The following is a 21,994-nucleotide window of genomic DNA, read 5'->3' as shown; positions in this document are numbered from 1 at the left end:
GTTTTGCAGACAACATGCGTGTCATGTGGTCGCTTCACATGCTAAGGAGTACAAGCTTTCAGTTGCCTTTCTAAGCCCGTTTTGCGGGCCGAACCATCATCCTGGTGTTGTGAAATTGCCTCTCTGCTGCAAGACCAGGAATGACATATCTGAGCAGTCTATTTTTTCCTTTCACGCCAATTTCTTTGCGCTTTACACCAGATTCCTGCTGCTGATCTCATACGGGTAGTGGCTTGCGTAGCCAGGTCTTAATCTGTCATTGCTGTCCCCAACAACACACCGATTACTTACAAAATGGAGTCCATCATGAAAAACTTTATTACAACTACCACCATCAAAAACATGTTGCTGGCCGCAGGTATCGCTACCCTGTCTGCCAGCAATGCCATGGCCTTTTCTGAAACTGAATTCAAGACTGCCGTGAAACAACTGGTGAGCACGCCTAACATCAACCAGGAACAATATGCCGCCAATGCAGTCAGCGCCTGGTTGAATCAGAATTACATCAATTCACTGGCACAAGCAGAAATAGATGCCAGCAAAATCGCCAACCAGCAAGCGGCCAGCACCTTCAACAATCTGCTGAAACAGGAACCAGGTAACCCCTTGCTGATGTCCTATGCTGGTGCGGCCACTGCCAAGTCTTCACTGGACAAATTCGCCAAAGGTGAAAAAACCACGGCACTGGAAGATGGCACTGCGATGGTAGAGCAGGCATTGCAACTGGCCAGCAATAGCCAGGCCATGCATGGCAGCATACCGGTCGCTTTGGAGGTGCGCTTCGTGGCGGCCAGCACTTATCTGGCGGTGCCAAAATTCATGAACCGTCATGAGAAGGGTGAGCAATTGCTTAAAGATGTTATCGATGCCCGGCAATTTGCGCAGACCGATGTAGGTTTCCGCGGTACAGTATGGATGCGCGCCGCGACTTTGGCAGCAGAGAAAAATCGTGCCGATGAAGCGAAAAAATATCTGAATGAAATATTGAAAAACAACGCGCCGCAAGCACAAAAAGCTGCGCAGTTATTGCAATCATTGTCCTGATCTGTTGATGTGTATTGCTGTGTAGCGGTCAGCCGATATGACTGACATGACTGGCCGCTACACCATTCATTTTTACTTCTTGATTTTGACTGGACGCTGCCAGCCATCGATCGTGATTTGCTTGGCACGTGATACGGTCAGCTTGCCTTCCGGTGCATCCTTGGTCAGTGTGGTGCCCGCGCCCAGTGTCGCACCCTTGCCTACCCTGACTGGAGCTACCAGTTGTGTATCGCTGCCGATGAAAGCATCGTCCTCGATGATGGTGCGGGATTTGTTCACGCCATCATAATTACAGGTAATCGTACCTGCACCAATGTTGACGCGGCTGCCGATAGTGGCGTCACCGATGTAAGCCAGGTGATTGGCCTTGCTGTGCGCGGCGATCTGGCTGTTTTTGACTTCGACAAAATTGCCGATGTGCACGTCTTCTGCCAGCTCTGTACCTGGGCGTAATCTGGCATACGGACCTATCTGTGATTGAGCACCGACGACGGCATCTTCTATGTGGCAAAAGGCCTTGATCGTGCTGCCTGCGCCTATGCGGGCATCCTTGATGACGCAGTTCGGGCCTACCGTCACGCCATCATCGAGTTGCACATCACCGATAAAGACGCAACCTACATCAATGATGACATCGCGCCCGCATTGCAGGTTGCCACGCACATCAATGCGTGATGGGTCATACAGGCCCACGCCTTGTTCGAGTAATTGGTAGGCGATATTTTTTTGATAAATGCATTCCAGCTCGGCCAGTTGCACCTTGCTGTTGACACCCAGGGTTTCCCAGACGGCGTCTGGTTGAGCGGAAACGACTTCCACACCATCTGCCACTGCCTGGGCCACAATGTCAGTCAGATAATATTCACCCTGAGCATTCTTGTTGGATAAATTGGCCAGCCATTTTTGCAGATGTGCAGTCGGTATAGCCATGATGCCGGTATTGGTTTCTGTGATCTGGCGCTCAGTCTCGTTGGCATCTTTTTGTTCGACGATACGCTTGATGACGCCCTCTTCCCTGACGATGCGGCCCAGACCAGTAGGGTCAGCCATATCCACAGTCAAGATGCCCAGCTTGTCCTTGCCAGCCACCGCTATCAGGCGCGCCAAACTGGCTGGTGTCGTCAATGGCACGTCACCGTATAAGACCAGAGTGGATTGAGTGACATCCAGCACAGGCAAAGCCTGGGCAACGGCGTGGCCAGTACCCAGTTGCGGTTCCTGCAGTGCAAAGCGCAAGTCTTCCGCAGCGACGGTAGTTGGCACTTGCTCGCCGCCATGGCCATAAATGACGCAAATATTACTGGCCTGAAGTTGGCGCGCAGTGGCGATCACATGATTCAGCAAGGGCTTGCCTGCCAGAGCATGCAAGACCTTGGGCAGGGAAGAGTGCATGCGTTTGCCCATGCCGGCAGCAAGAATAACAACGTTCATAGGGAATAAATGGAAGTGGATATCCCTGAAAGTTTATCACGCGCAGCTTTGCTTCACTGTGCAAAAAACTTGCCAAATTGTCTATTTCACCGTAATACAGAAACATAAATGTACAATTCCACCTCCTTTTTTTGCCCCACTCCATGTACAATTGAGAATAATTATCATTTAGAATGAGCAAGAATAAATTCATGCAATCCGGTACTGACAATTTATCGCAACAACAAAGCAGGGCTTTCTGGTTGCGCCATTTGCATCAATGGCATTGGATCAGTTCAGCACTCTGTCTGATTGCCATGATCCTGTTTGCTGCCACTGGCATCACCCTGAATCATTCTGCACAAATAGAAGCGCATCCAGTGGTGAGCAAGAAAGAGGGCAGGCTGCCGTTGGCCTTGTTGTCGCAATTGAATGCGCTGAAAAATACCGATGATGCCGCCATACCTGGTGAAGTCAATGACTGGCTGGCCCAGGATTTGGGTATCAAGCTCAATGGCCAGGCACCAGAATGGTCGCCGGAAGAAGTGTATGTAGGCATGCCCCGTCCAGGCGGTGATGCCTGGCTGCGTATCGCTTTGGACAATGGCGAGATTGAATATGAGCTGACCAGTCGTGGCTGGATCGCTTATTTCAATGACTTGCATAAAGGCCGCAATACTGGCACTGCCTGGAGCTGGTTTATTGACGTCTTTGCAGTTGCCTGTCTGATTTTTTGTGTGACTGGCCTGTTCCTGTTGAAGATGCATGCGAGCAAACGTCCGAGTACCTGGCCAGTGGTGGTGTTTGGTCTCGTCATGCCACTCATACTTGCCCTGATGTTTATCCACTAGTTCACTACATATTTAAACCGTTCACTCTTTATTCATTAAAAGGTTGTTTATCCATGCGTAAATTGCTCCCGTTTGCCATCACCAGTTTGCTGGGTGTCCCGGCCATGAATGCTGTCGCGGCTGATTTGACCCTGAAGGTCGAAGTACCGCGCCTGAATGTGGCTGAATATCACAAACCCTATGTGGCGATCTGGCTGGAAAAGCCAGACCAGACATTTGCTGGCAACCTGGCCGTCTGGTATGACTTGAAGAAAAAGGACAATGAAGGCACAAAATGGTTGAAGGACATGCGTCAATGGTGGCGTCGTAGTGGTCGTGAATTGCAGATGCCGGTGGAAGGTGTCAGCGGTGCCACCCGCACTACAGGCGAGCAAACTTTGAGCTTTGCCGGTGACAAAGGTGTACTGGCCAAATTGCCAGCTGGTGAATATCAGCTCATCGTTGAAGCCGCTCGTGAAGGTGGTGGCCGTGAAGTCGTCAAAGTGCCATTCCAGTGGCAAGCCAAAGGCGAGCAAAACCTCAAAGCCCAGGGCAGTCATGAGCTGGGAACTATTGCTGTGATCATCAAATAAATCTGGCTCAAGGATAATCATGAAAACTTTAAAAAAAATCGCCCTCTTCTCCGCTCTGGCTTGCGCAGCATACTCTGCCCAGGCTCACCGCGCCTTTCTGGTGCCGTCTTCGACAGTGGTAGCTGGCAATGCCCCGTGGGTGACGGTAGATGCAGCCGCTGCTACCGATGTCTTTGTTTTTGACCACAATGCACTCAAGCTGGACAATCTGTTTATCACCGCACCCGATGGCTCTGCACTGAAACCAGAAAACGCCAGTACCGGCAAATACCGCAGTACCTTTGATGTCAAACTCAGCCAGACTGGCAGCTACAGGATAGGCATTCTGAATGAAGGTCTGTTTGCCAGCTATAAAGAAGATGGCAAGGTCAAGCGCTGGCGCGGTACAGCAGAAGCATTCGCCAAGGAAGTGCCTGCCAATGCGCCAGAACTGCAAGTCACACAACGTAGCGGCCGCATAGAAACTTTTGTCACCAATGGCAAGCCCGGCGGCAAATCCATGGAAATCTCAGGCAGTGGCCTGGAGATGAGCGGTGCCACACATCCGAATGACCTGGTGGCCGGTGAAACGGCGCAGTTTCGTCTGACCCTCGATGGCAAACCAGCAGCTAAAGTCAGTGTTACCCTGATTGCTGGCGGCTTGCGCTATCGTCAAAAACTCGATGAAAAAACTTTCGAGACCGATAGCGAAGGCAAGTTCAGCGTGACCTGGGGAAATGCAGGCATGTACTGGCTGGAAGCCGAACTCAAGGATGACAAGCAAGTCAAAGCTCCAGCCAAGTCCAGAGTTGCCACCTATGTCGCAACTCTGGAAGTCTTGCCGCAGTAATAGTTCGCCGTAATAGTTTTCAATACTGAGCAATATGCGTCGTGTTTTTATACCGCTGGATGTGGCGGAACCACAATTTCCACCTGCCCATGCCATCAGCCATACGCTGAGTGGTAAAAGTATGGGTACCAGCTGGACTGTGCAGTTACTTTGCCTGCCAGTCCACGACGCACAAGAATTGCAGGCTGGCATTGAGGCAGAACTGGACCAGGTTGTCATTCAGATGAGCACCTGGGACCCATCCTCACATTTATGCGAGTTCAATCGTGCACCGGCACATAGCTGGCAATCTTTGCCAGCAGAATTTTTCAAGCTGGTCGATTACAGTTTGTACCTGTCACAACAGACAGGCGGAGCTTACGATATCACGGCTGGCAAACTGGTTGACCTGTGGGGCTTTGGCCCTGCAGGCAAGCGCGAAAACAAGCCAACAGAAGCCGAAATCAGCAAGACCCTGCAAGCTGGCAACTGGAAGTCACTGGAGCTGGATCACATGGAGCAGCGCCTGCGCCAGACGGACAATGTCGCGCTTGATTTATCCTCGATTGCCAAGGGTTTTGCCGTGGACCAGGTTGCCCGTTACCTTGATACGCAAAAAATCACCAGTTATCTGATAGAGCTGGGTGGTGAGTTGCGCGGGTTGGGCATGAAAAGAGACCCGTCACCATGGTGGGTCAACATAGAATGCCCGGTTGACAATGATGAAAAACTGGACAAGGAGTATCTGGTTGCCCTGCACGGCTTGTCAATTGCGACTTCTGGTGATTACCGCCAGTTTTTTGAACAGGGTGGCCGCCGCTATGCGCACACCCTGGACCCGCGCACTGGTTATCCGGTAGACAATGACCTCGCCTCGGTGACGGTCTTGCACCCCGAATGTATGGTAGCCGATGCCTTGGCAACTGCATTGACAGTGTTGGGTTGTCCTGCGGGCCTGGACTTTGCCAATCAACATCAGATCGCCGCTTTGTTTCTGCAAAGAACGGCATCCGGGTTCGAAGAAAAAATGAGCCAGACCCTCATGGCCATGCTGGATTAAGCATCATGCGCCTGCCTTCTTTAAGCTGGATGAACCGTATCTGCCTGACTTTAACACTCTTGTGCGTAGCCAGCTTTTTTCTTCCCTTACCTGCCCAAAGACAATTCAGCACTGCCTTGGTCGTCATCAGCTACCTGAGTTTTTGCCTGCAAACCCTGCGCAGACATCAGGATGAGATAGCCACCCAGCATCAAGGTTTTAGTTCTGAACTGGATCATGCCAATGCGCAAAGCATACTGGTAGCCTATGCCAGCCAGACAGGTTTTGCAGAGCAGATCGCAGTCAAAACAGCACAACATTTGCAAGATGCCGGGATGACAGTCGCCATCAACAGTATGGCCACCATCAAGCCAGAAACCCTGAGCAAGACCAGCCGCATATTATTTATTGTCAGTACCACCGGAGAGGGCGATGCGCCCGACAACGCAGCAGCTTTTACTCGCTTGCTGATGAGCCAGAAAATCGATTTATCACATTTGCATTTCGCCGTACTGGCCCTGGGTGACCGGCACTATCAGCAATTTTGCGCCTTTGCCCACAGACTGGATCATTGGCTTAAACACCAACATGCACATAGCCTGTTTGACATGATAGAAGTTGACAATGGTGATGAAGGTGCACTTCGTCATTGGCAGCATTATCTGGGATTGCTGAGCGGCCATACCGAAATGGCAGACTGGAGCAAACCTGGTTACCAGGAATGGATCTTGACAGAAAGAGAATTGCTCAATCCCGGCAGTCTGGGTGGGCCAGTCTATCGCATCGCCTGTATTCCGCCCAAAAATGCAAGCGTCGCTGACTATGCATGGCAAGCTGGCGATATCGCTGAAATTGGGCCTGATTATCCACCTGCGACAAATCCAGTAAATAATATGGTGGGGCGCCCGGCCCTGCCACATCGCGAATATTCCATTTCATCCTTACCTGCTGATGGCAAGCTGGAATTGCTGGTACGGCAGATGCACAGGCCCGATGGCAGCCTGGGCATAGGCTCGGGCTGGCTGACAGCCTATGCAGAAATTGGGCAGTCCATCAATCTGCGGATACGCGAAAACCGCAATTTTCACACCCCTGCGCACGACTGCCCGCTGATATTGATAGGTAATGGCACAGGGCTGGCAGGCTTGCGCGCGCATCTCAAAACGCGCGCGTCAAGTGGACATTTACGCAACTGGTTGTTTTTTGGCGAAAGAAATGCGGCTCATGATTTTTTCCACCGAGAAGAAATTCTGGCATGGCAAACTCACGGAGCAATCAGCAAATTGCATTTGTGTTTCTCGCGTGACCAGGCTGAACGCCGCTATGTGCAACATGCTCTGCAAGAGCAAGGGGCTGACATACGGGCATGGGTCGAACAAGGCGCAGCCATACTCATCTGTGGCAGCCTGCAGGGCATGGCAGAAGATGTACACCAGACCTTGAGTAATCTGCTGGGTCTGGATAAACTGGAAAGCATGGCAGAATTGGGGCTGTACCGACGTGATGTCTACTAAGTGCAGGATACCTACTCTCATCAAAAGATGATTGCCAGGAAATGAGTCGCCAGTACCGCAGTTCAATTTTGCAACACTTGTTGCATTTCCCTACATGAAATTCATGTCTTTTTTCATAGACATTGTTGTACGATAGCGTTTGCCCGTTTCCTTAATATATTTACGAGGCTTATTTTTAACTTGGCAACCGCGAAGTCAGTGTTGCTGACAAATTAGTTACTATCTACAAGGCTCATCCACCATGGCAGACGTCACCACCATATTAAATACTGGCAACAGCAAAAATCGCGTTGATATTGTCTTTGTCGCTGAGGGTTATACGGCTGACGAACGCGCCAAATTCCTGGCCGATGCGCAAAAATTTCTCGATAATATGCTGGGCGATGCCAATGCCAAACTGAATGCGCCATTTTCACCGTATAAGAAACTGTTTAATGCCAATGCCGTTTTTGTCGCCTCTGCGCAATCAGGTACAGACCAGCCGAACAAGAGTATCAGCGTCAATACCTATTTCGATGCTACCCAGCACGGCAGTGACGGCCGTTTGCTATATGGCGATTTTTCCAAAGTAGGTACTGTCGTCAACAGTGCAGTCGCGAGTAATGCGCAAGAGCTGGTCATCGTGCTGGTCAATACCTCGCTGTACGGTGGTGCTGGTGGCTCTATCGCCTGGGCCTCTGCCGGGAACATTTCCTCCGCCGAAGTGGTGCTGCATGAAATTGGCCACAGCTTTGCTAACTTGCAGGATGAATATGTGGATACCGCTATCTCCAGCAATTACCCGATTGCTGATCAGGGCTTTCAGAATAGCGCCCATGTCACCGATTCGCTTAGCCGCATACCCTGGTCAGCCTGGCTGGGTTACAAGGATGGCGATCTTGGCGTCGTCGGCACCTATGAAGGTGGTTATTACCGTAACACTGGCATCTGGAGGGCAACCCAGGATTCCAAGATGAATCATTTGGGCGTGGCATTCAGTGCACCTGAAAAAGAAGCCTTTGCCCTGAAATATTATGCGGCCATAGGAGATTATCTTAACCTGTATTCCAGCATCCCTGGCATATACCAGCCAGAGACACCTGACAGCAGCTTGCTGTCCTTTACCTGGAAAATTAATGGCAATACGGTTAATAGTAACGATAAAGTCTATTTTGACGCCTATGCTTCGGGTGCCTACAAATCCGGTGCCAGCCTGAGCCTGACGACTGTTGATAATACGGGTTACATACGCAAAAACCTGAGCACCACGCAGCAAGTCGAAAATACGACGCTGGACAAAACCATTATCAATGTCAGTGGTGCCAGCAGCAGCCTGAATGCCAACAATAGTATTTACCAATTTGATGCGAGCAATAATCTGATCGGCCTGAGTGCTCCTGAAACTGTGCGCTATGACTATATTGATGGCGGTAGCGGTATTGATACCCTGGTGATCAGTGCCAAGCTGGGCAAAGGTGGTGGCAGCTATTTCGTCAATGAAATCGGTAGCAATACCATGTTGCTGGGGAATCAGAATGCGGCTTACTGGGCTACCCATAATGTAGAAAAAATCCAGTTTTCTGACTATATCGTCAACACTACGGTGTATGACAATGCCCGCAGCATCAAGACGACAGAATTGCAGTCGCTGGAAGAGTTGTATGTTGCGTATTTCAATCGCGTACCGGATGCTGATGGGCTGGATTACTGGATTAATCAGTTCAAGGCAGGCATGACATTCAAACAGATCGGTGATGCGTTTTTTGTCGCTGCAGCGCAATTCCCGGCACAAACCGGTTACAGCGCCAGCCTCAGCAATACTGATTTCATCAATATCATTTACAAAAATGCCATGGGCAGGACCGATGGTGCAGATGCTGCGGGCATGAAATACTGGCTCAATGAACTGGAGACTGGCATACACAGCCGTGGCTCCATGGTCGGAGCCGTACTGGCAGGTGCACGTGCCTTCAAGAATGATGCAACCTGGGGTTGGGTCGTCAATTTACTCGACAATAAAATCAAGGTCGCCAATCAGTTTGCCGTCGAATGGGGCCTGAATTATCTGACACCAGAGGCTTCCATCACGAATGGTATTGCGATTGCTTCTGCAGTCACTGCGACAGATATCGCCGCTGCAATTGCATTGATAGGTATTGCAGACGGACAAATTCAGTTTGCCTGAGTCTAGGCCAACGTAATGAATTTAGTCTGAAATGTATCTGAAATAAGCCAGCTTGAAGCTGGCTTATTTCAAGACCGCAGATACCACACCGACCAGTTCCCAACCCAGTATCAAATGCTGGTCTGCATCCAGATGCACGCCATCATATTCGCTGGAAGTGACGACGCTGCCAGCATCAAAGAAGTGACAACCAGCAGCGGCAGCGACTTCTTTATAAGCATCTGCAAGGCCGATACATTTTCCTTCGCAGCCGGCAAATTTGGGTGCGATCGCCCCTCTGGGTATGCCAGGTAGTGGCGGTGCAACGATGAGTATGGGCGGGACCTGCATGCCCGGTTCTATCGGTGCCTGGCGTATGGTGTTGATAATCACGGCCAGCCCTTGGGACGATAACCATGCATCGTTCTGATGCATGGACTGGAAATCATTGATACCCAGCATGACTATCACCAGTGACAGCGGGGTCAGGGTTTCTATGCGTTGCGCCAGGCCCTGTGATCCATTGCGCCCAGGCTTGAAGGGGTCTTCCCAGACTGTGCGGCGGCCATTCAGGCAATCCTCGACCACTCGTACATGCTGATCGGCACTATTCAGGCCAATCTCCAGCACGCCTGGCCAGCGTTCTTCAAAGTTCAGACGTTTGCGTGTTGTCGGGATCAGGCCCCAGGACATGGAATCACCGTAGACCAGGATGTGCCGCATGCATTACTCCCTATCAGACTTTTTTCAGGTAACAGGCTTTCAACATGAAATTGCCTGCATCCATTTTACAGTCTACCTCATGATCGCCACCAACCAGACGTATGCTTTTTACTTTGGTGCCCATCTTCAGCGTGGTGGATGAACCCTTGACTTTCAAGTCCTTGATGATGACGACGGCATCTCCATCAGCCAGCACATTGCCGTTCGAATCTCTGACGATGCGCTCATCGCTATCATCAGCCGCTGTGGCTGCCTGCATGGGCCATTCATGTGCGCAATCGGCACATATATAATTGTCGCCATCCGGATAAGTGTTTTCCAAGGAGCAGACTGGGCAGGCGGGGAATTGAGACATGTGGGGCTTTCTTGATGCGAAAAGACATACAGTATAGCCGACCACCCTCTCAGGTCATGAATACCCGAGCATATCACTCGGTATCAACGACAGTAGCAACAAGGGGGATTTGTATGATGAAGCTGGTGCCGGCACCCTCTTCGCTTTCTATGCGGATATCACCACCCAGCAAACTGGTGACTATGTTATAGACGATATTCATGCCCAGCCCGGTACCGCCTTGTCCCAGTTTGGTCGTAAAGAAGGGGTCGAATACCCGGACCAGGTTTTCGCTGGGTATGCCCACGCCATTATCGTCAAAGCGCAGTTCTACCTTGTCTTGCCCTTGCATGATGGCGCGGATGCAGATTTGTCCGTCAGACTGACCCTCAAAGGCATGCAGGATGGCATTGTCGACCAGATTGCAGATTACCTGGTCCAATGGTCCCGGAAAACTATCCAGTTCTATCTGGACAGGAATATCAAGACTGATCTGCAAACCTGCCTGACGTATCTTGGCCATCATGGTGGCGATCACGTCATGACAAACCTTGCCAAGGTGGAAGCGGCGACGCTTGGAACTGGCCTGATCTACTGCCACTTGCTTGAAACTGGCTACCAGGTCGGCGGCATTGTTCAAACCATGCTCTATCAATTCACTGGCATGTTGTGCTGCCTGCAGATAGGCAGTCAGGTCTGAGCGGCGGATATTACCGTCAACGACCTTCTGGGCGAACTCCTGGGTCTTGGCATGCAGGGTGCCGGCCGTCAACAAGCTGTTACCGATAGGTGTATTGAGTTCATGTGCAACACCCGCCACCAGTGAGCCCAGGGCAGCCAGTTTTTCACTGCGCATCAAGTCATCCTGGGTATGACGCAGTTCTGTGGTTCGCTCGACGATACTCTGCTCCAGCAAAGCATTGGCTTTTGAAAAGGCCGTCTGTACTTTTTTAAGTTCAGTGATATCGGTATAGGTAGTGACAAAACCTTGCAGCTTGCCATTTTCATGAATTGGCTTGCCCTGCACCAGATGGGTATGGGCATTGGGACGGGTGCGTTCAAATTCGTGTGCCTGAAACTGCCTGGCCAGCTTCAAGCGCGTGCTGATGAGCTCTTCGATATCACCTTCACCATACTCCCCGCGCTCTGCCATGATGCGTAATAAATCTTCAAATGGCACGCCCTGGTAAATCGTATCAGCTTGATAACCAAGCACATCGAGAAAACCCTGATTCCACAGATACAGTTTCAATTGATCATCGAACACACTTAATCCCTGAGGCATATGCGCCAGCACGGCTTTCAAAAACAGGGATTGCTTGCGAAACTCTATTTCTATGCGGCGTTTGGCGGTCACATCCATACAGGTAGTGACAAAACCACCGCCCTCTACCGGCACGCCACGCACTTCTATGATGCTGCCATCAGAACGCAGGCGTTCGTAAGTATAGGGAGTATCACTTTGTATGATAGCCATGAGTTTAGCCAGTTTTTCTTCCTCACTGGCGCTGCTGAATTCACCATATTCACCGCGTTTGATATTCGCTTCAAACACCGCGCGGGCCAGCGGTGGCAGGCCCTGAAACAGAGCTGGCGGCAAATCCAGCATGCGCAACAGTTCGCTGTTCCAGGCAACTACGCGCAGATTTTCATCGATCAATGAAACGCCGCCGGGAAAATTTTCCAGCAAAACACGCAGCTTCTCATTTTTTTTGCGTGCGGCAAGCTCTACCTGCTTGCGCTCGGAAATATCACGTACCACAGCAATGATGCATAGACGGCCACCATCTTCCAGCAAACTCAGAGCAACTTCGGATATGAACAGGCTGCCATCTGCCCTGCGTGAAGCCCATTCAAAACGCTGGGGCTGACCAGCCTTGGTCAGCTCTATATAACTGTTTGCGGCAGTCAGGGAATCCTGGCCATCGAATTGAAAGGGAGCAGACAAATGTACAGGCGCACTGGCAAGTAATTGCTCTCTTGATAAGCCAAACATTTTTTCGGCACTGGGATTGCAATCAATGAAAATGCCATCTTCCAATACCAGCAAGGCATCCAGAGCCTGTTCTACCATAGCGCGGTATAGGGCAACTCTGGACACTTCAATTTTGCCTGGCATGGGCAGCCCTGATTGAGTTGAAGATGGAGGAAATAGACTCCCTATTAAGTTTCCAGTATTCATCAAACCGGCAGAGACTACAAGCGCCAAATCTGGCTAGGTAGAAATTGATACACTCAGCGGTTCAGGTGAGCCAACAGTTTCTCCATGTCAACTGAATAAAACAGCTCAACTGGCTGATATGCGGTTTTACAGGGCATATCCAGTTGCAGACCAGACTCCATGGTCAAGCTGACTTGAGAACGCTGCTTGCAAGCTGCAATGGTGGCAGAAAGAGTGTCAGGATGATTAAACAGAGGCAAGTGTTCTGCCTTGGTGATGCTCATGCCACCACGTAGCATTTTGCAGCCTTTAACGTCGTCGATGCTGATTTTGTCAGCTTGTGGAAACACGCTGGAACTCCCGCAATCCTCGATCATCAACGCCTGTATGGCTTGATTGAGCATGGCATTTTTTTGCTGCTGGTTGGCAACAACTGGATGAGCAAATCCTGTCTGCCGGAAAAAGTCTTCCCAGACAGCTAACATGCCTTCTTCCTTGCCAAGCAGACGTGACAGCCATTGACTCTTGCATCCGACTTCGTCGCCACATTCCAATGCATGGGCAAAGTCTGGCAGCGACTCTTGCGTTCTTACCAGTCTGAGTTTTTCATAAAACCCATCAAAACGCTCAAAAGGCCCTGCCTTACCCTGACGGGCGGCCAATCCATAGATATAGGTTGCCAAGCCACAACGATAATCAAGTAGCCCGCCACGTTTTTGGTCTGCGGTCAGATTACCCCAACTTGCGTGGCGTACATGGAGCAAACACTCGCCCAGGGCCATGTTCAAGTCTTCCGCTGCCTGCGCATTTGTCAGCCACCCTTTGCGTACCCCCATCAACCAACGCAAGAATTCGGCACCACCTTCGTGGATCAAACGAGCATCTGCATAGGCATCAGTTGCATCGCGCATCTGAAAGCGATGACTAAACTCATGCGTCACAAACAATGTCATCGTGCGTTCTGCCTCAGCATCCGGCTGCAATGGCCAATTGACAAAGCCCAAACGCATGACGTCAGCGGCATCGCCATCTGGCCTGGCCCGACCAGGGCCTGATACTCTGGAGATGGCAACTATGGGCATCTCGAATTTTGCTTTAGGCAAAACCTCGCGCAAGAATGCGATGCTTTCATCACCTGTCTTGCGTATATTGCGGATATTGGTTTCCCCCATTGCGGTATCAAAATAGCCGATGAAATTACCCTCCAGCTTCAATGGTTTTGGCAATAACAAGGCAGCCATATCACCACCTTTTCCATCAGCCGCCTTCGCATTGTCTGCATACACCTGAGCATTCATGGCAATGCCCGGCGCACTAAAACTGTAGTTCACCTTGCCGCAAGTGGCATCCACAGCGAAATTGCTGGTATGGACGTAAATCGCATCTCCTACAGGAAAGGCCGCAGGATAACCCCGTACTTTATTTACGCTCACAGGCACCTGAAAACGCAATTGTGTACACACCGCCTGCTGGCTACTCGCATGTTCACCATCCGCCTTGGCGCAAGCATCAAGTGATTGCCAGGTGCTACGTATTTTTGCTGCATCACTACCATGCTTCTTAAAGACCAGTTGTGTACACGCGGGTGGCAATTGATAACTCAGCTCCAATGCCTGTGAATGTAGATATTTAATATTGACATCAACATCGGCGCAGGCAGAGCCAGACACTGCCAGCAAGCAGGCTACAAGTATTGTCTTATTCTTCATACGGCGCTTTATTCAATGGAAATAGTAGGTAACAGCGGCCCGGCATGTTCCAGCAAGTAATACAGGCCATCCTCACCCAGGCCCTGCTCAATTTCATGCCATCCCATGCGGGCATAAAATTTCAGGGCGTCGTGATTTTGCGCCACACATTTCAAGCGCCAGGGAAATGCCAAGCGACTTTGAAGGTGCTGTAAGAGCGCCCTGCCCAGTCCTTGCCCCTGAGCTTGCGGATCCACATACAAATGATGGATATAGGCATCGCCTTCCTGCACCGCCAGAACAGCCAATGCCTGATCTTGTGCATCAACAGCGATCCAGATGGTTTCGCCTTTCGTCACATCAGCAAAATCTTCGCTCACCCCTGCTGTAGGTTGTCGCCATCCTGCTTCGATAACGCATCTGCGGTAAATGGTTTGCAGTACACTGGCATCCTGAGCACATGCTTTTCGTATGATGATCAAGGTAGGTATGCCGCTTGCTGACCCATGAATACCGTCAAGGTATCTTTTGGTGGCTGTATGCCTGCCTGGAACAGGATACGGCCAACGGCTCCACGATGGTAGTTACCATGAGTAGCCACATGCAAGAGCATTTCGCCACGTGACATACGGCCTGGTTTGCCATCGACGAAAGTGAAGTCTATATCCTCAGCAAAGCCAATCTCTGTTTGTGCAGCGACATAAGCAACATACCATTCATCCACAACTTGCACCCCTAACTGCAAGTCTCTCAGTGCGGGCGTTTCTTTGGTATTCAGGGATGTGTAACCATGTCGTTTCCCCTGCAGGTTAGCAACAAAAATTTGATCCACGACATAGATATGATTGAGTATGCGTATGGCATCATGCAATTCACGCGCATGTAGGTCTGACTTCAGGCTATGCATCAAGGTATACAAATCAGCATTCGCCCATCCCTTGTATTCAAACAACTTCAATAAAAGCTTCCTAGTTTGCATAATACCTCTGAAAAAATTCAACTGGCTATGAGCGTTTTCTACCGCATTCATGCGAGTATTTTAGCCATTAATTTGACCGCATGTTGAACTTCAGAGAGGTATAGCAAATGGGTAAATAAATAGAGATAAAAAAAGCCTGTCTTAGAGACAGGCTTTTTTCAACAACTTATTTTCCACCTTCATTCGACGCCGTCAGCAAATGCAGAGGCCGCACTTCCTGGGAGCGCGTTCTGACTTCGCCAATGAAAATCCCCCTGCCATCGAGGAACACCTGATATTGAGAAGTGCCGTTATTCTGGCGCATGGTCATGCGGGTTTTTCCGTTGAATTGGTAATCAACTCCTGAGCCACCAGGTACCGCATTGTATTTGATGGTCTTGCCATCTATACCTGCATTGAAAGCCGCCGCGCCACGCATCTTCAGCAAGACATCATATAGGCCATTGGCATTTTTTGCAGCAAAATGCGCCACTTCGATTTCTACATCCTCGCCTTCGAGGAATTTACCGTAAGGGTTAACAACAGCAGTTTGCGCCATGCTAAACCCCGCAATGGCGCAGAGAAAAAGCGCCGCTATCGATGATGTTAAGAATTTCAATTTGATGTACCTTTGTATGCATGATGGTTGTATAAAATTCAGAAAAACAGCATCAGTAAAAATTCACTGAAACTGACATGACTGATACTTTTACATAAATAGAGCAGGACGTTTACAGCTGGCAAAAATATTTACACAAGTTACAAAATCACGAACCTGTATAGGCCTTGTCCAGATCAGCAATAATAATTTTTTTCATCTGAAACATAGCCATCATCACTCTCTGCGCCTTGGCCGGGTCGGCATCACCGAGATAACGGATCAATGCTTGCGGTACGACTTGCCAGGACAGGCCATATTTGTCAGTGAGCCAGGCACACTGGCTTTCCTGACCACCGCCCGCCAATAATTTATCCCAGTAATAATCCACCTCCTCCTGCGTTTCACAATCGATAACGAAGGAAATGGCAGGAGTAAAACTATACGCAGGCCCGCCATTCAGGGCGACGAATTCTTGCCCGGCCATGCTGAACTTGATCGTCAACACCGTGTCCTTGGGCAGGGGGGCACCTTCGCCATATCGGACTACATCCAGGACTTTTGCATCCTTGAAGATGTCGACGTAAAAATGTACTGCTTCTTCGGCCTGATGATCAAACCAGAGGGTAGGTGTGATTTTTTGCATGATGCCGTCTCCATTATAAATATAGATTCAAGAGGATTTACAAGCTACAGCCAACACTTAATTCTGCATCGCTGCTTTATTGATCAATGATGATCAAAGTCCCCCTGCTGCCAGCCGCAACAGCATGCGGTGTATGCGCAGGCACCAGATACAACTCGCCCGCCTTGACGGCGACAATCTCACCGTGGATATCCAGATTCATTTGCCCGTCCAGCACCAGCAGAGCTTCAGTGAAATCATGGGTTTCATCAGGATAGTCGCATTCATCCATGCGCAAGACCTTGACTTGCGCACCGCCAGCCTTGCCCAGTATCGTGGAACGCCAGGCGATCGGCAATGAAGCCGCCTCGGAAATCAAATTCTTATGCAACATCCAGGTGCAATCCTCTCAATGACTGTCTTTTAAAGCCGGGTCCCAGTGTTCTGCAATCTTTCCATTTTCTATGCGGAACATATCAAACCAGGTTGTTGTGTATTTCTTACTGGCATCTTTGGCATCTGGCACGGTACTGACAAAGCTTAAAATCACTTTATCACCTTCGGCAGTAATCGCCACCAATGGCGCCTTGACTCTGGCCTGTATTTCCTTTGGCTTGACGAATTTACTGAAGACCTCAACAAAAGCCGCGCGCCCGGTCGCTACATTGGGATTGTGCTGCATATAGGATTCCGCCAGGTATTTATCTGCCAACTCCATGTGACCACCTTCAAATACTTCACGCCAAAAGTCATACACCAGACGTTTGTTGGCAGCCAGACGTGCATCTGCACTGGCAAGCATGGCCTCATGATCAGGATTTGCCTGCACAGGTAATTGCGCGTAAGCAAGCAAGGGCAGGCTAAGAGATACAACTAAGGCGAGACGACGACAAGAAATCAACATGAATGGCTCCTATTGGAAAGAATATTCTGCTACCCGGGCCCGACCAAGAGCCACTACTTACCAGCGTCACTCTTGGCAGGCTTGGCAGCAACCCCACCAGTTTGGACCTCAACAATCGCTCTTTGTTCATCCGCCTTCTGCTGCATCAACTGCGCCGCCTCTTTCGCCTTATCCAGCTGTGCTTTCTGCTCGGAAAGAAAATTAGCCGAAGCACTGGGCTCCACCTTGGGTTCTGGTGGTTTGTTGCAGGCAGCGAGAACAGAGATACAAGCTAAAACGAGAATGGTACGCATGAAATACTCCTGAAAGCCGCAGACCGCAGCCACGACCAGATTAAATGTAGATAGGTATTCTAGCAATAAATAGCGCTGAACAAAAAACAAAGAAGCCCGGAAAGTTCCGGGCTTTGATGAATCACACGTATTGTTTGTCGCTGATAGCATTTAGCGCTCGCGAGTAAGAATTATTGAGACTGCCACAAAAGCGATAGGTCACCATCTACAAAACCAACACCTACAGCTCGACTATCCAACAAGACTTTAGCTTCCATCTCGTCCGTGAGATAAGCGCTGATAAGAATTTCAATCCTGGATAAACAGGTTTCCCATTCTGGACCTGAAAAAGAAAAAGGTATATCAATTGCCCTTGTTTCTGGCTGCCACACTTCATCGCAAGCCCAGTCGGTGTCAGCAGAATCAAAACTACCAGCACCAATCAATTCAATGCCAAATTTTGAATTCTGATTTTTAGCATTTTCAAACAAATTAAATGAGTATGCTTTGATTTCGAGCGAAGTCGCTTCTGCTAGAGATAATCCCAACCACGTTTTGAAAACTGATTCGAAGTCCATAGATTGATCCTCAAAATTTCGCATTTTAAACGAATGAAATTTCTCTGAACTCCATGAGACATCAAGAGATAATTTGGCCTCAAGATTTATTCAGGCGCGCGCAGCGTCGCCCACAAGCAAGCCGTACCCGTGGCACGCTGAAAAATTCAATTCGCGGGATGCAGAGCAAGGCGCAAAGCACAGCAATACGTCGGTATTGCGAGCATTTGCAACGCAGCTATGCGCCCGCTAATTGGATTTATCAGCGTGACACTTTATCCGCGTGGCTCAGCTACATATTGCGTCTGTACTGCCCCCCAACTTCGAACAACGCAGTAGTAATCTGCCCCAGCGAACAGACACGTGCCGCCTCCATCAGTTTGGCAAACACATTCTCATTATTGATCGCCGCCTGCTGCAAAGCCGCCAGTGCCTTCGGTGCCACATCCGCATGACGACCATGGAAATCCGCCAGGCGTTGCAATTGCGATTGCTTTTCTTCTTCGGTAGAACGCGCCAGTTCTATCTTTTGCGGCGTGTCATTGGCTTTTGGATTACGGAAAGTATTTACACCGATGATGGGCAAAGTGCCGTCATGTTTCAGGTGTTCATAATGCATGGATTCTTCTTGGATCTTGCCGCGCTGGTAGCCGGTTTCCATGGCACCGAGGACACCACCGCGTTCAGCGATGCGCTCGAACTCTTGCATGACGGCTTCTTCTACCATGTCGGTCAGTTCTTCGATGATGAAGCTGCCCTGGATAGGGTTCTCGTTTTTCGCCAGGCCCCATTCACGGTTGATGATGAGCTGGATTGCTAAAGCACGGCGCACTGATTCATCAGTAGGCGTGGTGATGGCCTCGTCATAGGCATTGGTGTGCAGGCTGTTGCAGTTGTCGTAGATCGCAATCAGGGCTTGCAGTGTGGTGCGGATGTCGTTGAAATCGATCTCTTGCGCATGCAGGGAACGACCACTGGTCTGGATATGGTATTTCAGTTTCTGACTGCGGTCATTCGCACCATATTTGTCACGCATGGCCACTGCCCAGATACGGCGGGCCACGCGGCCCAGTACTGTGTATTCAGGGTCCATGCCGTTGCTAAAGAAGAAGGACAGGTTGGCCGCAAAATCATCAATGTGCATGCCGCGTGCCAGATAGGCTTCAACAAAGGTGAAGCCATTCGACAACGTGAACGCAAGTTGTGAAATTGGGTTCGCACCTGCTTCGGCAATATGGTAACCAGAGATTGAGACAGAATAGAAATTACGTACCTGATGATGGACAAAATATTCCTGTATATCGCCCATGACCTTCAGCGAGAATTCTGTCGAGAAGATGCAGGTGTTCTGGCCCTGGTCTTCCTTCAGGATATCTGCCTGCACGGTGCCGCGCACGTTCTGCAATACCCAGGCGCGTATCTTGGCGGATTCATCGGCAGTCGGTTCGCGTTTGTTATCGACGCGGAATTTTTCCATCTGCTGATCAATCGCAGTGTTCATGAAGAAAGCCAATATGGTCGGTGCCGGGCCATTGATGGTCATGGATACCGATGTGGCCGGATCACACAGATCAAAGCCATCATACAAGACTTTCATGTCTTCCAGCGTCGCGACTGACACGCCGGAATTGCCGACCTTGCCGTAGATATCAGGACGTATTGCCGGATCTGCGCCGTACAGTGTCACAGAGTCAAAAGCAGTCGACAGACGTTTGGCATCCATGCCTTGCGATACCAGCTTGAAGCGACGGTTGGTGCGGAAAGGATCGCCTTCACCGGCGAACATGCGGGTAGGGTCTTCACCCTCGCGTTTGAAGGCGAACACACCGGCGGTGAAGGGGAAAGAACCAGGCACGTTTTCAAGCATCAGCCAGCGCAGGATTTCACCGTGATCAACAAAGCGTGGCAAAGCCACCTTGCGTATCTTGGTGCCAGACAGGGATTGCTGTACCAGGCGGGTGCGTATCTCTTTGTCGCGGATCTTGACGACATATTCATCGCCCGCATACGCAGCCTGCATATCTGGCCACATGGTAATGAGCTTTTTGGATTCAGCATCCAGGCGATTTTCACGCTCGGTAATCAAGTCATCAAAATCAGCCGACTTGCCGACTGCCGACAGCATGCGCTTGCTTTCTTGCAGTTGCTGGCGCTCACGGGCAATCAAGACCTGCTTGCCAGTATTCTTGTGATAGGCACGTACCGTGTCTGCAATCTCAGCCAGGTAACGGCTGCGGGCCGGTGGCACAATCACGTTTTTAGCACTGGAATATTTGACGCCGATCGCTGCCAGTTTGCTGGGCTTGGCCAGCAAACCACGTTGCACCAGCGCTGGCAAAATACCCTGGTACAGGGCAGTCACACCATCGTCATTGAAGCGCGAAGCTTGCGTACCGTAGACGGGCATTTCATCCGGCTTTTGCGTCCACAGTTCGCGGTTGCGCTGGTATTGTTTGGCGACATCGCGCAGGGCATCCTGTGCACCTTTGCGGTCGAATTTGTTGATGGCGACAAAATCGGCAAAGTCCAGCATGTCGATTTTTTCCAGTTGCGATGCAGCACCAAATTCTGGTGTCATCACATACATGGAGACATCAACATGCGGCACAATCGCGGCATCACCCTGGCCTATGCCAGAAGTCTCGACAATGACCAGGTCAAAACCGGCGACCTTGCAGGCCGCAATCACATCTGGCAAGGCTTGTGAAATTTCTGAACCTGCTTCACGGGTTGCCAGCGAACGCATGAAAACCTTGAGCTTGCCCTTCCAGGGGTTGATGGCATTCATGCGTATGCGGTCACCCAGCAAGGCACCGCCAGATTTGCGGCGCGACGGGTCTATGGAAATCAGGGCGATGTTCAGGTGATCATCCTGGTCCAGGCGTATGCGGCGTATCAGCTCATCTGTCAGTGAAGATTTACCGGCACCACCAGTACCCGTGATACCCAGGGTTGGTGTCTTGCTGGCTTTGGCCGCATCCATCAATTGCGTGCGCAATTCTGGCGCGACCTTGTCGTTTTCCAGCGCGGTAATCAATTGTGCCAGCGGGCGGTGCTTGTCGGCGATATCGCCTTGCTGCAATACTGCCAACGTCGTTGGCGCATAGCCGGACAGGTCGCTGTCGCAAGCCTGTATCATCGACAAAATCATGCCCACCAGACCCATGCGCTGGCCATCTTCAGGGCTGAAAATACGGGTCACGCCATAGGCATGCAGGTCGGCTATTTCTTCCGGCACGATGACACCACCGCCACCGCCAAATACCTTGATATGCGCACCGCCGCGTTGCTTGAGCAGGTCTATCATGTATTTGAAGTATTCGACATGGCCACCCTGATAGCTGGAAATGGCAATACCCTGGGCATCTTCCTGCAAAGCAGCAGTGACGATTTCTTCTACCGAGCGGTTATGGCCAAGATGGATCACTTCTGCACCATTCGCCATCAAAATGCGGCGCATGATATTGATCGAGGCATCATGGCCATCGAACAGGGAAGCGGCGGTAACAAAGCGCACTTTGTTGGCAGGTTTGTATTCAGTCAGGTTCTGGGCAACGGACAGGTCAGTCATGTCTTCCTCATCGGTCTTGTTTTATCACAATGACTATTGCTATTTAGCAAATTCTCACTATGTTTGGGTTAGGCTAAGTTATATGACGTTAACGTAAACGTCAACATGAAAATGTAAAACGGCAACCTCAGGCTGGGCGTGGCTTATGGCGATAAAATCTCTGGAAAGCTTCATAAACATTGAGCTTTAATAAAATGTCAACCATTCATACAATTATCAACA

21 protein-coding genes are annotated in these 21,994 nt (G+C 50.3%); 7 read left to right on the top strand and 14 right to left on the bottom strand.

Annotation, left to right across the window (positions count from 1 at the left end):
• Positions 1-306 precede the first annotated feature (306 nt).
• Positions 307-1,044 carry a hypothetical protein gene (locus tag H8L47_RS12580; protein ID WP_186953939.1) on the top strand — a complete coding sequence of 246 codons (738 nt, stop codon included), beginning with the start codon at positions 307-309 and terminating at the stop codon, positions 1,042-1,044.
• Between the two features lie 72 nt (positions 1,045-1,116).
• Here H8L47_RS12580 and glmU read toward each other — a convergent pair whose 3' ends face one another.
• Positions 1,117-2,475 carry a bifunctional UDP-N-acetylglucosamine diphosphorylase/glucosamine-1-phosphate N-acetyltransferase GlmU gene (glmU, locus tag H8L47_RS12575; RefSeq protein ID WP_186953938.1) on the bottom strand — a complete coding sequence of 453 codons (1,359 nt, stop codon included), beginning with the start codon at positions 2,473-2,475 and terminating at the stop codon, positions 1,117-1,119.
• A gap of 173 nt (positions 2,476-2,648) precedes the next feature.
• Here glmU and H8L47_RS12570 point away from each other — a divergent pair, with 173 nt between their 5' ends.
• From H8L47_RS12570 to H8L47_RS12545, 6 genes are all read left to right on the top strand, one after another.
• The gene (locus tag H8L47_RS12570; protein ID WP_230413709.1) at positions 2,649-3,305 is read left to right on the top strand and encodes a PepSY-associated TM helix domain-containing protein; all 657 of its coding nucleotides are present in this window, start codon (positions 2,649-2,651) and stop codon (positions 3,303-3,305) included.
• Between the two features lie 53 nt (positions 3,306-3,358).
• On the top strand, positions 3,359-3,877 hold the full coding sequence (locus H8L47_RS12565) for a DUF2271 domain-containing protein (RefSeq protein WP_186953937.1): 519 nt from the start codon (positions 3,359-3,361) through the stop codon (positions 3,875-3,877).
• Between the two features lie 19 nt (positions 3,878-3,896).
• Positions 3,897-4,706: a DUF4198 domain-containing protein gene (locus H8L47_RS12560; RefSeq protein ID WP_186953936.1), complete on the top strand. Its 810-nt coding sequence runs from the start codon at positions 3,897-3,899 to the stop codon at positions 4,704-4,706.
• Between the two features lie 34 nt (positions 4,707-4,740).
• A complete protein-coding gene (locus H8L47_RS12555) occupies positions 4,741-5,745 on the top strand; it encodes an FAD:protein FMN transferase (RefSeq protein ID WP_186953935.1) in 1,005 nt (334 codons plus the stop codon).
• A gap of 29 nt (positions 5,746-5,774) precedes the next feature.
• On the top strand, positions 5,775-7,238 hold the full coding sequence (locus H8L47_RS12550; RefSeq protein WP_186954063.1) for a sulfite reductase subunit alpha: 1,464 nt from the start codon (positions 5,775-5,777) through the stop codon (positions 7,236-7,238).
• Between the two features lie 241 nt (positions 7,239-7,479).
• Positions 7,480-9,402, top strand: a complete 1,923-nt coding sequence (locus H8L47_RS12545; protein WP_186953934.1) for a M64 family metallopeptidase — start codon at positions 7,480-7,482, stop codon at positions 9,400-9,402.
• Positions 9,403-9,465: 63 nt separating this feature from the next.
• On the opposite strand, the gene H8L47_RS12540 is transcribed toward H8L47_RS12545, so the two are convergent.
• The 13 genes from H8L47_RS12540 to icmF all read right to left on the bottom strand — a co-directional run bounded on the left by H8L47_RS12540 (position 9,466) and on the right by icmF (position 21,772).
• A complete protein-coding gene (locus H8L47_RS12540; protein WP_186953933.1) occupies positions 9,466-10,104 on the bottom strand; it encodes an SGNH/GDSL hydrolase family protein in 639 nt (212 codons plus the stop codon).
• 13 nt (positions 10,105-10,117) lie between these two features.
• Complete coding sequence (locus H8L47_RS12535; protein WP_186953932.1) at positions 10,118-10,459, bottom strand: zinc ribbon domain-containing protein YjdM; 342 nt, start codon at positions 10,457-10,459, stop codon at positions 10,118-10,120.
• 73 nt (positions 10,460-10,532) lie between these two features.
• Entirely contained in the window at positions 10,533-12,557 is a 2,025-nt protein-coding gene (locus tag H8L47_RS12530) for a PAS domain-containing sensor histidine kinase (protein WP_186953931.1), read from the bottom strand.
• A 116-nt stretch (positions 12,558-12,673) separates the two neighbouring features.
• The gene (locus H8L47_RS12525) at positions 12,674-14,308 is read right to left on the bottom strand and encodes a hypothetical protein (protein WP_186953930.1); all 1,635 of its coding nucleotides are present in this window, start codon (positions 14,306-14,308) and stop codon (positions 12,674-12,676) included.
• Positions 14,309-14,316: 8 nt separating this feature from the next.
• On the bottom strand, positions 14,317-14,769 hold the full coding sequence (locus tag H8L47_RS12520) for a GNAT family N-acetyltransferase (protein WP_186953929.1): 453 nt from the start codon (positions 14,767-14,769) through the stop codon (positions 14,317-14,319).
• Entirely contained in the window at positions 14,766-15,266 is a 501-nt protein-coding gene (locus H8L47_RS12515) for a DinB family protein (RefSeq protein WP_186953928.1), read from the bottom strand. The genes H8L47_RS12520 and H8L47_RS12515 overlap by 4 nt, the downstream gene beginning before the upstream one ends.
• A gap of 166 nt (positions 15,267-15,432) precedes the next feature.
• Positions 15,433-15,864 (bottom strand): hypothetical protein, encoded by a 432-nt coding sequence (locus H8L47_RS12510; protein WP_186953927.1) that lies wholly within the window; start codon positions 15,862-15,864, stop codon positions 15,433-15,435.
• Positions 15,865-16,012: 148 nt separating this feature from the next.
• Positions 16,013-16,489 carry a VOC family protein gene (locus tag H8L47_RS12505; protein WP_186953926.1) on the bottom strand — a complete coding sequence of 159 codons (477 nt, stop codon included), beginning with the start codon at positions 16,487-16,489 and terminating at the stop codon, positions 16,013-16,015.
• Positions 16,490-16,565: 76 nt separating this feature from the next.
• Entirely contained in the window at positions 16,566-16,862 is a 297-nt protein-coding gene (locus H8L47_RS12500) for a cupin domain-containing protein (protein ID WP_186953925.1), read from the bottom strand.
• Between the two features lie 15 nt (positions 16,863-16,877).
• Positions 16,878-17,372 carry a nuclear transport factor 2 family protein gene (locus H8L47_RS12495; RefSeq protein ID WP_186953924.1) on the bottom strand — a complete coding sequence of 165 codons (495 nt, stop codon included), beginning with the start codon at positions 17,370-17,372 and terminating at the stop codon, positions 16,878-16,880.
• Between the two features lie 53 nt (positions 17,373-17,425).
• The gene (locus H8L47_RS12490) at positions 17,426-17,665 is read right to left on the bottom strand and encodes a hypothetical protein (protein ID WP_186953923.1); all 240 of its coding nucleotides are present in this window, start codon (positions 17,663-17,665) and stop codon (positions 17,426-17,428) included.
• A gap of 170 nt (positions 17,666-17,835) precedes the next feature.
• Positions 17,836-18,222, bottom strand: coding sequence for a hypothetical protein (locus H8L47_RS12485; RefSeq protein WP_186953922.1), 387 nt, complete (start codon positions 18,220-18,222; stop codon positions 17,836-17,838).
• Between the two features lie 271 nt (positions 18,223-18,493).
• Entirely contained in the window at positions 18,494-21,772 is a 3,279-nt protein-coding gene (gene icmF / locus H8L47_RS12480; protein WP_186953921.1) for a fused isobutyryl-CoA mutase/GTPase IcmF, read from the bottom strand.
• Positions 21,773-21,994 lie beyond the last annotated feature (222 nt).

Source organism: Undibacterium umbellatum (assembly GCF_014284125.1).
GTDB classification, from domain to species: Bacteria; Pseudomonadota; Gammaproteobacteria; order Burkholderiales; family Burkholderiaceae_D; genus Undibacterium; species Undibacterium umbellatum.
Note: the sequence above shows the minus strand (reverse complement) of the source record. Positions and strands in the feature narration are given on the sequence as shown.

Excerpts from the sequence above, each read along its gene's own strand:
- H8L47_RS12490 (WP_186953923.1), bottom strand. The coding sequence starts at position 17,665 with ATGCGTACCATTCTCGTTTTAGCTTGTATCTCTGTTCTCGCTGCCTGC.
- glmU (WP_186953938.1), bottom strand. The coding sequence starts at position 2,475 with ATGAACGTTGTTATTCTTGCTGCCGGCATGGGCAAACGCATGCACTCT.
- H8L47_RS12525 (WP_186953930.1), bottom strand. The coding sequence starts at position 14,308 with ATGAAGAATAAGACAATACTTGTAGCCTGCTTGCTGGCAGTGTCTGGC.
- H8L47_RS12545 (WP_186953934.1), top strand. The coding sequence starts at position 7,480 with ATGGCAGACGTCACCACCATATTAAATACTGGCAACAGCAAAAATCGC.
- icmF (WP_186953921.1), bottom strand. The coding sequence starts at position 21,772 with ATGACTGACCTGTCCGTTGCCCAGAACCTGACTGAATACAAACCTGCC.
- H8L47_RS12515 (WP_186953928.1), bottom strand. The coding sequence starts at position 15,266 with ATGCAAACTAGGAAGCTTTTATTGAAGTTGTTTGAATACAAGGGATGG.
- H8L47_RS12570 (WP_230413709.1), top strand. The coding sequence starts at position 2,649 with ATGAGCAAGAATAAATTCATGCAATCCGGTACTGACAATTTATCGCAA.
- H8L47_RS12535 (WP_186953932.1), bottom strand. The coding sequence starts at position 10,459 with ATGTCTCAATTCCCCGCCTGCCCAGTCTGCTCCTTGGAAAACACTTAT.
- H8L47_RS12505 (WP_186953926.1), bottom strand. The coding sequence starts at position 16,489 with ATGCAAAAAATCACACCTACCCTCTGGTTTGATCATCAGGCCGAAGAA.
- H8L47_RS12485 (WP_186953922.1), bottom strand. The coding sequence starts at position 18,222 with ATGGACTTCGAATCAGTTTTCAAAACGTGGTTGGGATTATCTCTAGCA.
- H8L47_RS12555 (WP_186953935.1), top strand. The coding sequence starts at position 4,741 with ATGCGTCGTGTTTTTATACCGCTGGATGTGGCGGAACCACAATTTCCA.
- H8L47_RS12540 (WP_186953933.1), bottom strand. The coding sequence starts at position 10,104 with ATGCGGCACATCCTGGTCTACGGTGATTCCATGTCCTGGGGCCTGATC.
- H8L47_RS12530 (WP_186953931.1), bottom strand. The coding sequence starts at position 12,557 with ATGCCAGGCAAAATTGAAGTGTCCAGAGTTGCCCTATACCGCGCTATG.
- H8L47_RS12560 (WP_186953936.1), top strand. The coding sequence starts at position 3,897 with ATGAAAACTTTAAAAAAAATCGCCCTCTTCTCCGCTCTGGCTTGCGCA.
- H8L47_RS12500 (WP_186953925.1), bottom strand. The coding sequence starts at position 16,862 with ATGTTGCATAAGAATTTGATTTCCGAGGCGGCTTCATTGCCGATCGCC.
- H8L47_RS12550 (WP_186954063.1), top strand. The coding sequence starts at position 5,775 with ATGAACCGTATCTGCCTGACTTTAACACTCTTGTGCGTAGCCAGCTTT.
- H8L47_RS12580 (WP_186953939.1), top strand. The coding sequence starts at position 307 with ATGAAAAACTTTATTACAACTACCACCATCAAAAACATGTTGCTGGCC.
- H8L47_RS12495 (WP_186953924.1), bottom strand. The coding sequence starts at position 17,372 with ATGTTGATTTCTTGTCGTCGTCTCGCCTTAGTTGTATCTCTTAGCCTG.
- H8L47_RS12565 (WP_186953937.1), top strand. The coding sequence starts at position 3,359 with ATGCGTAAATTGCTCCCGTTTGCCATCACCAGTTTGCTGGGTGTCCCG.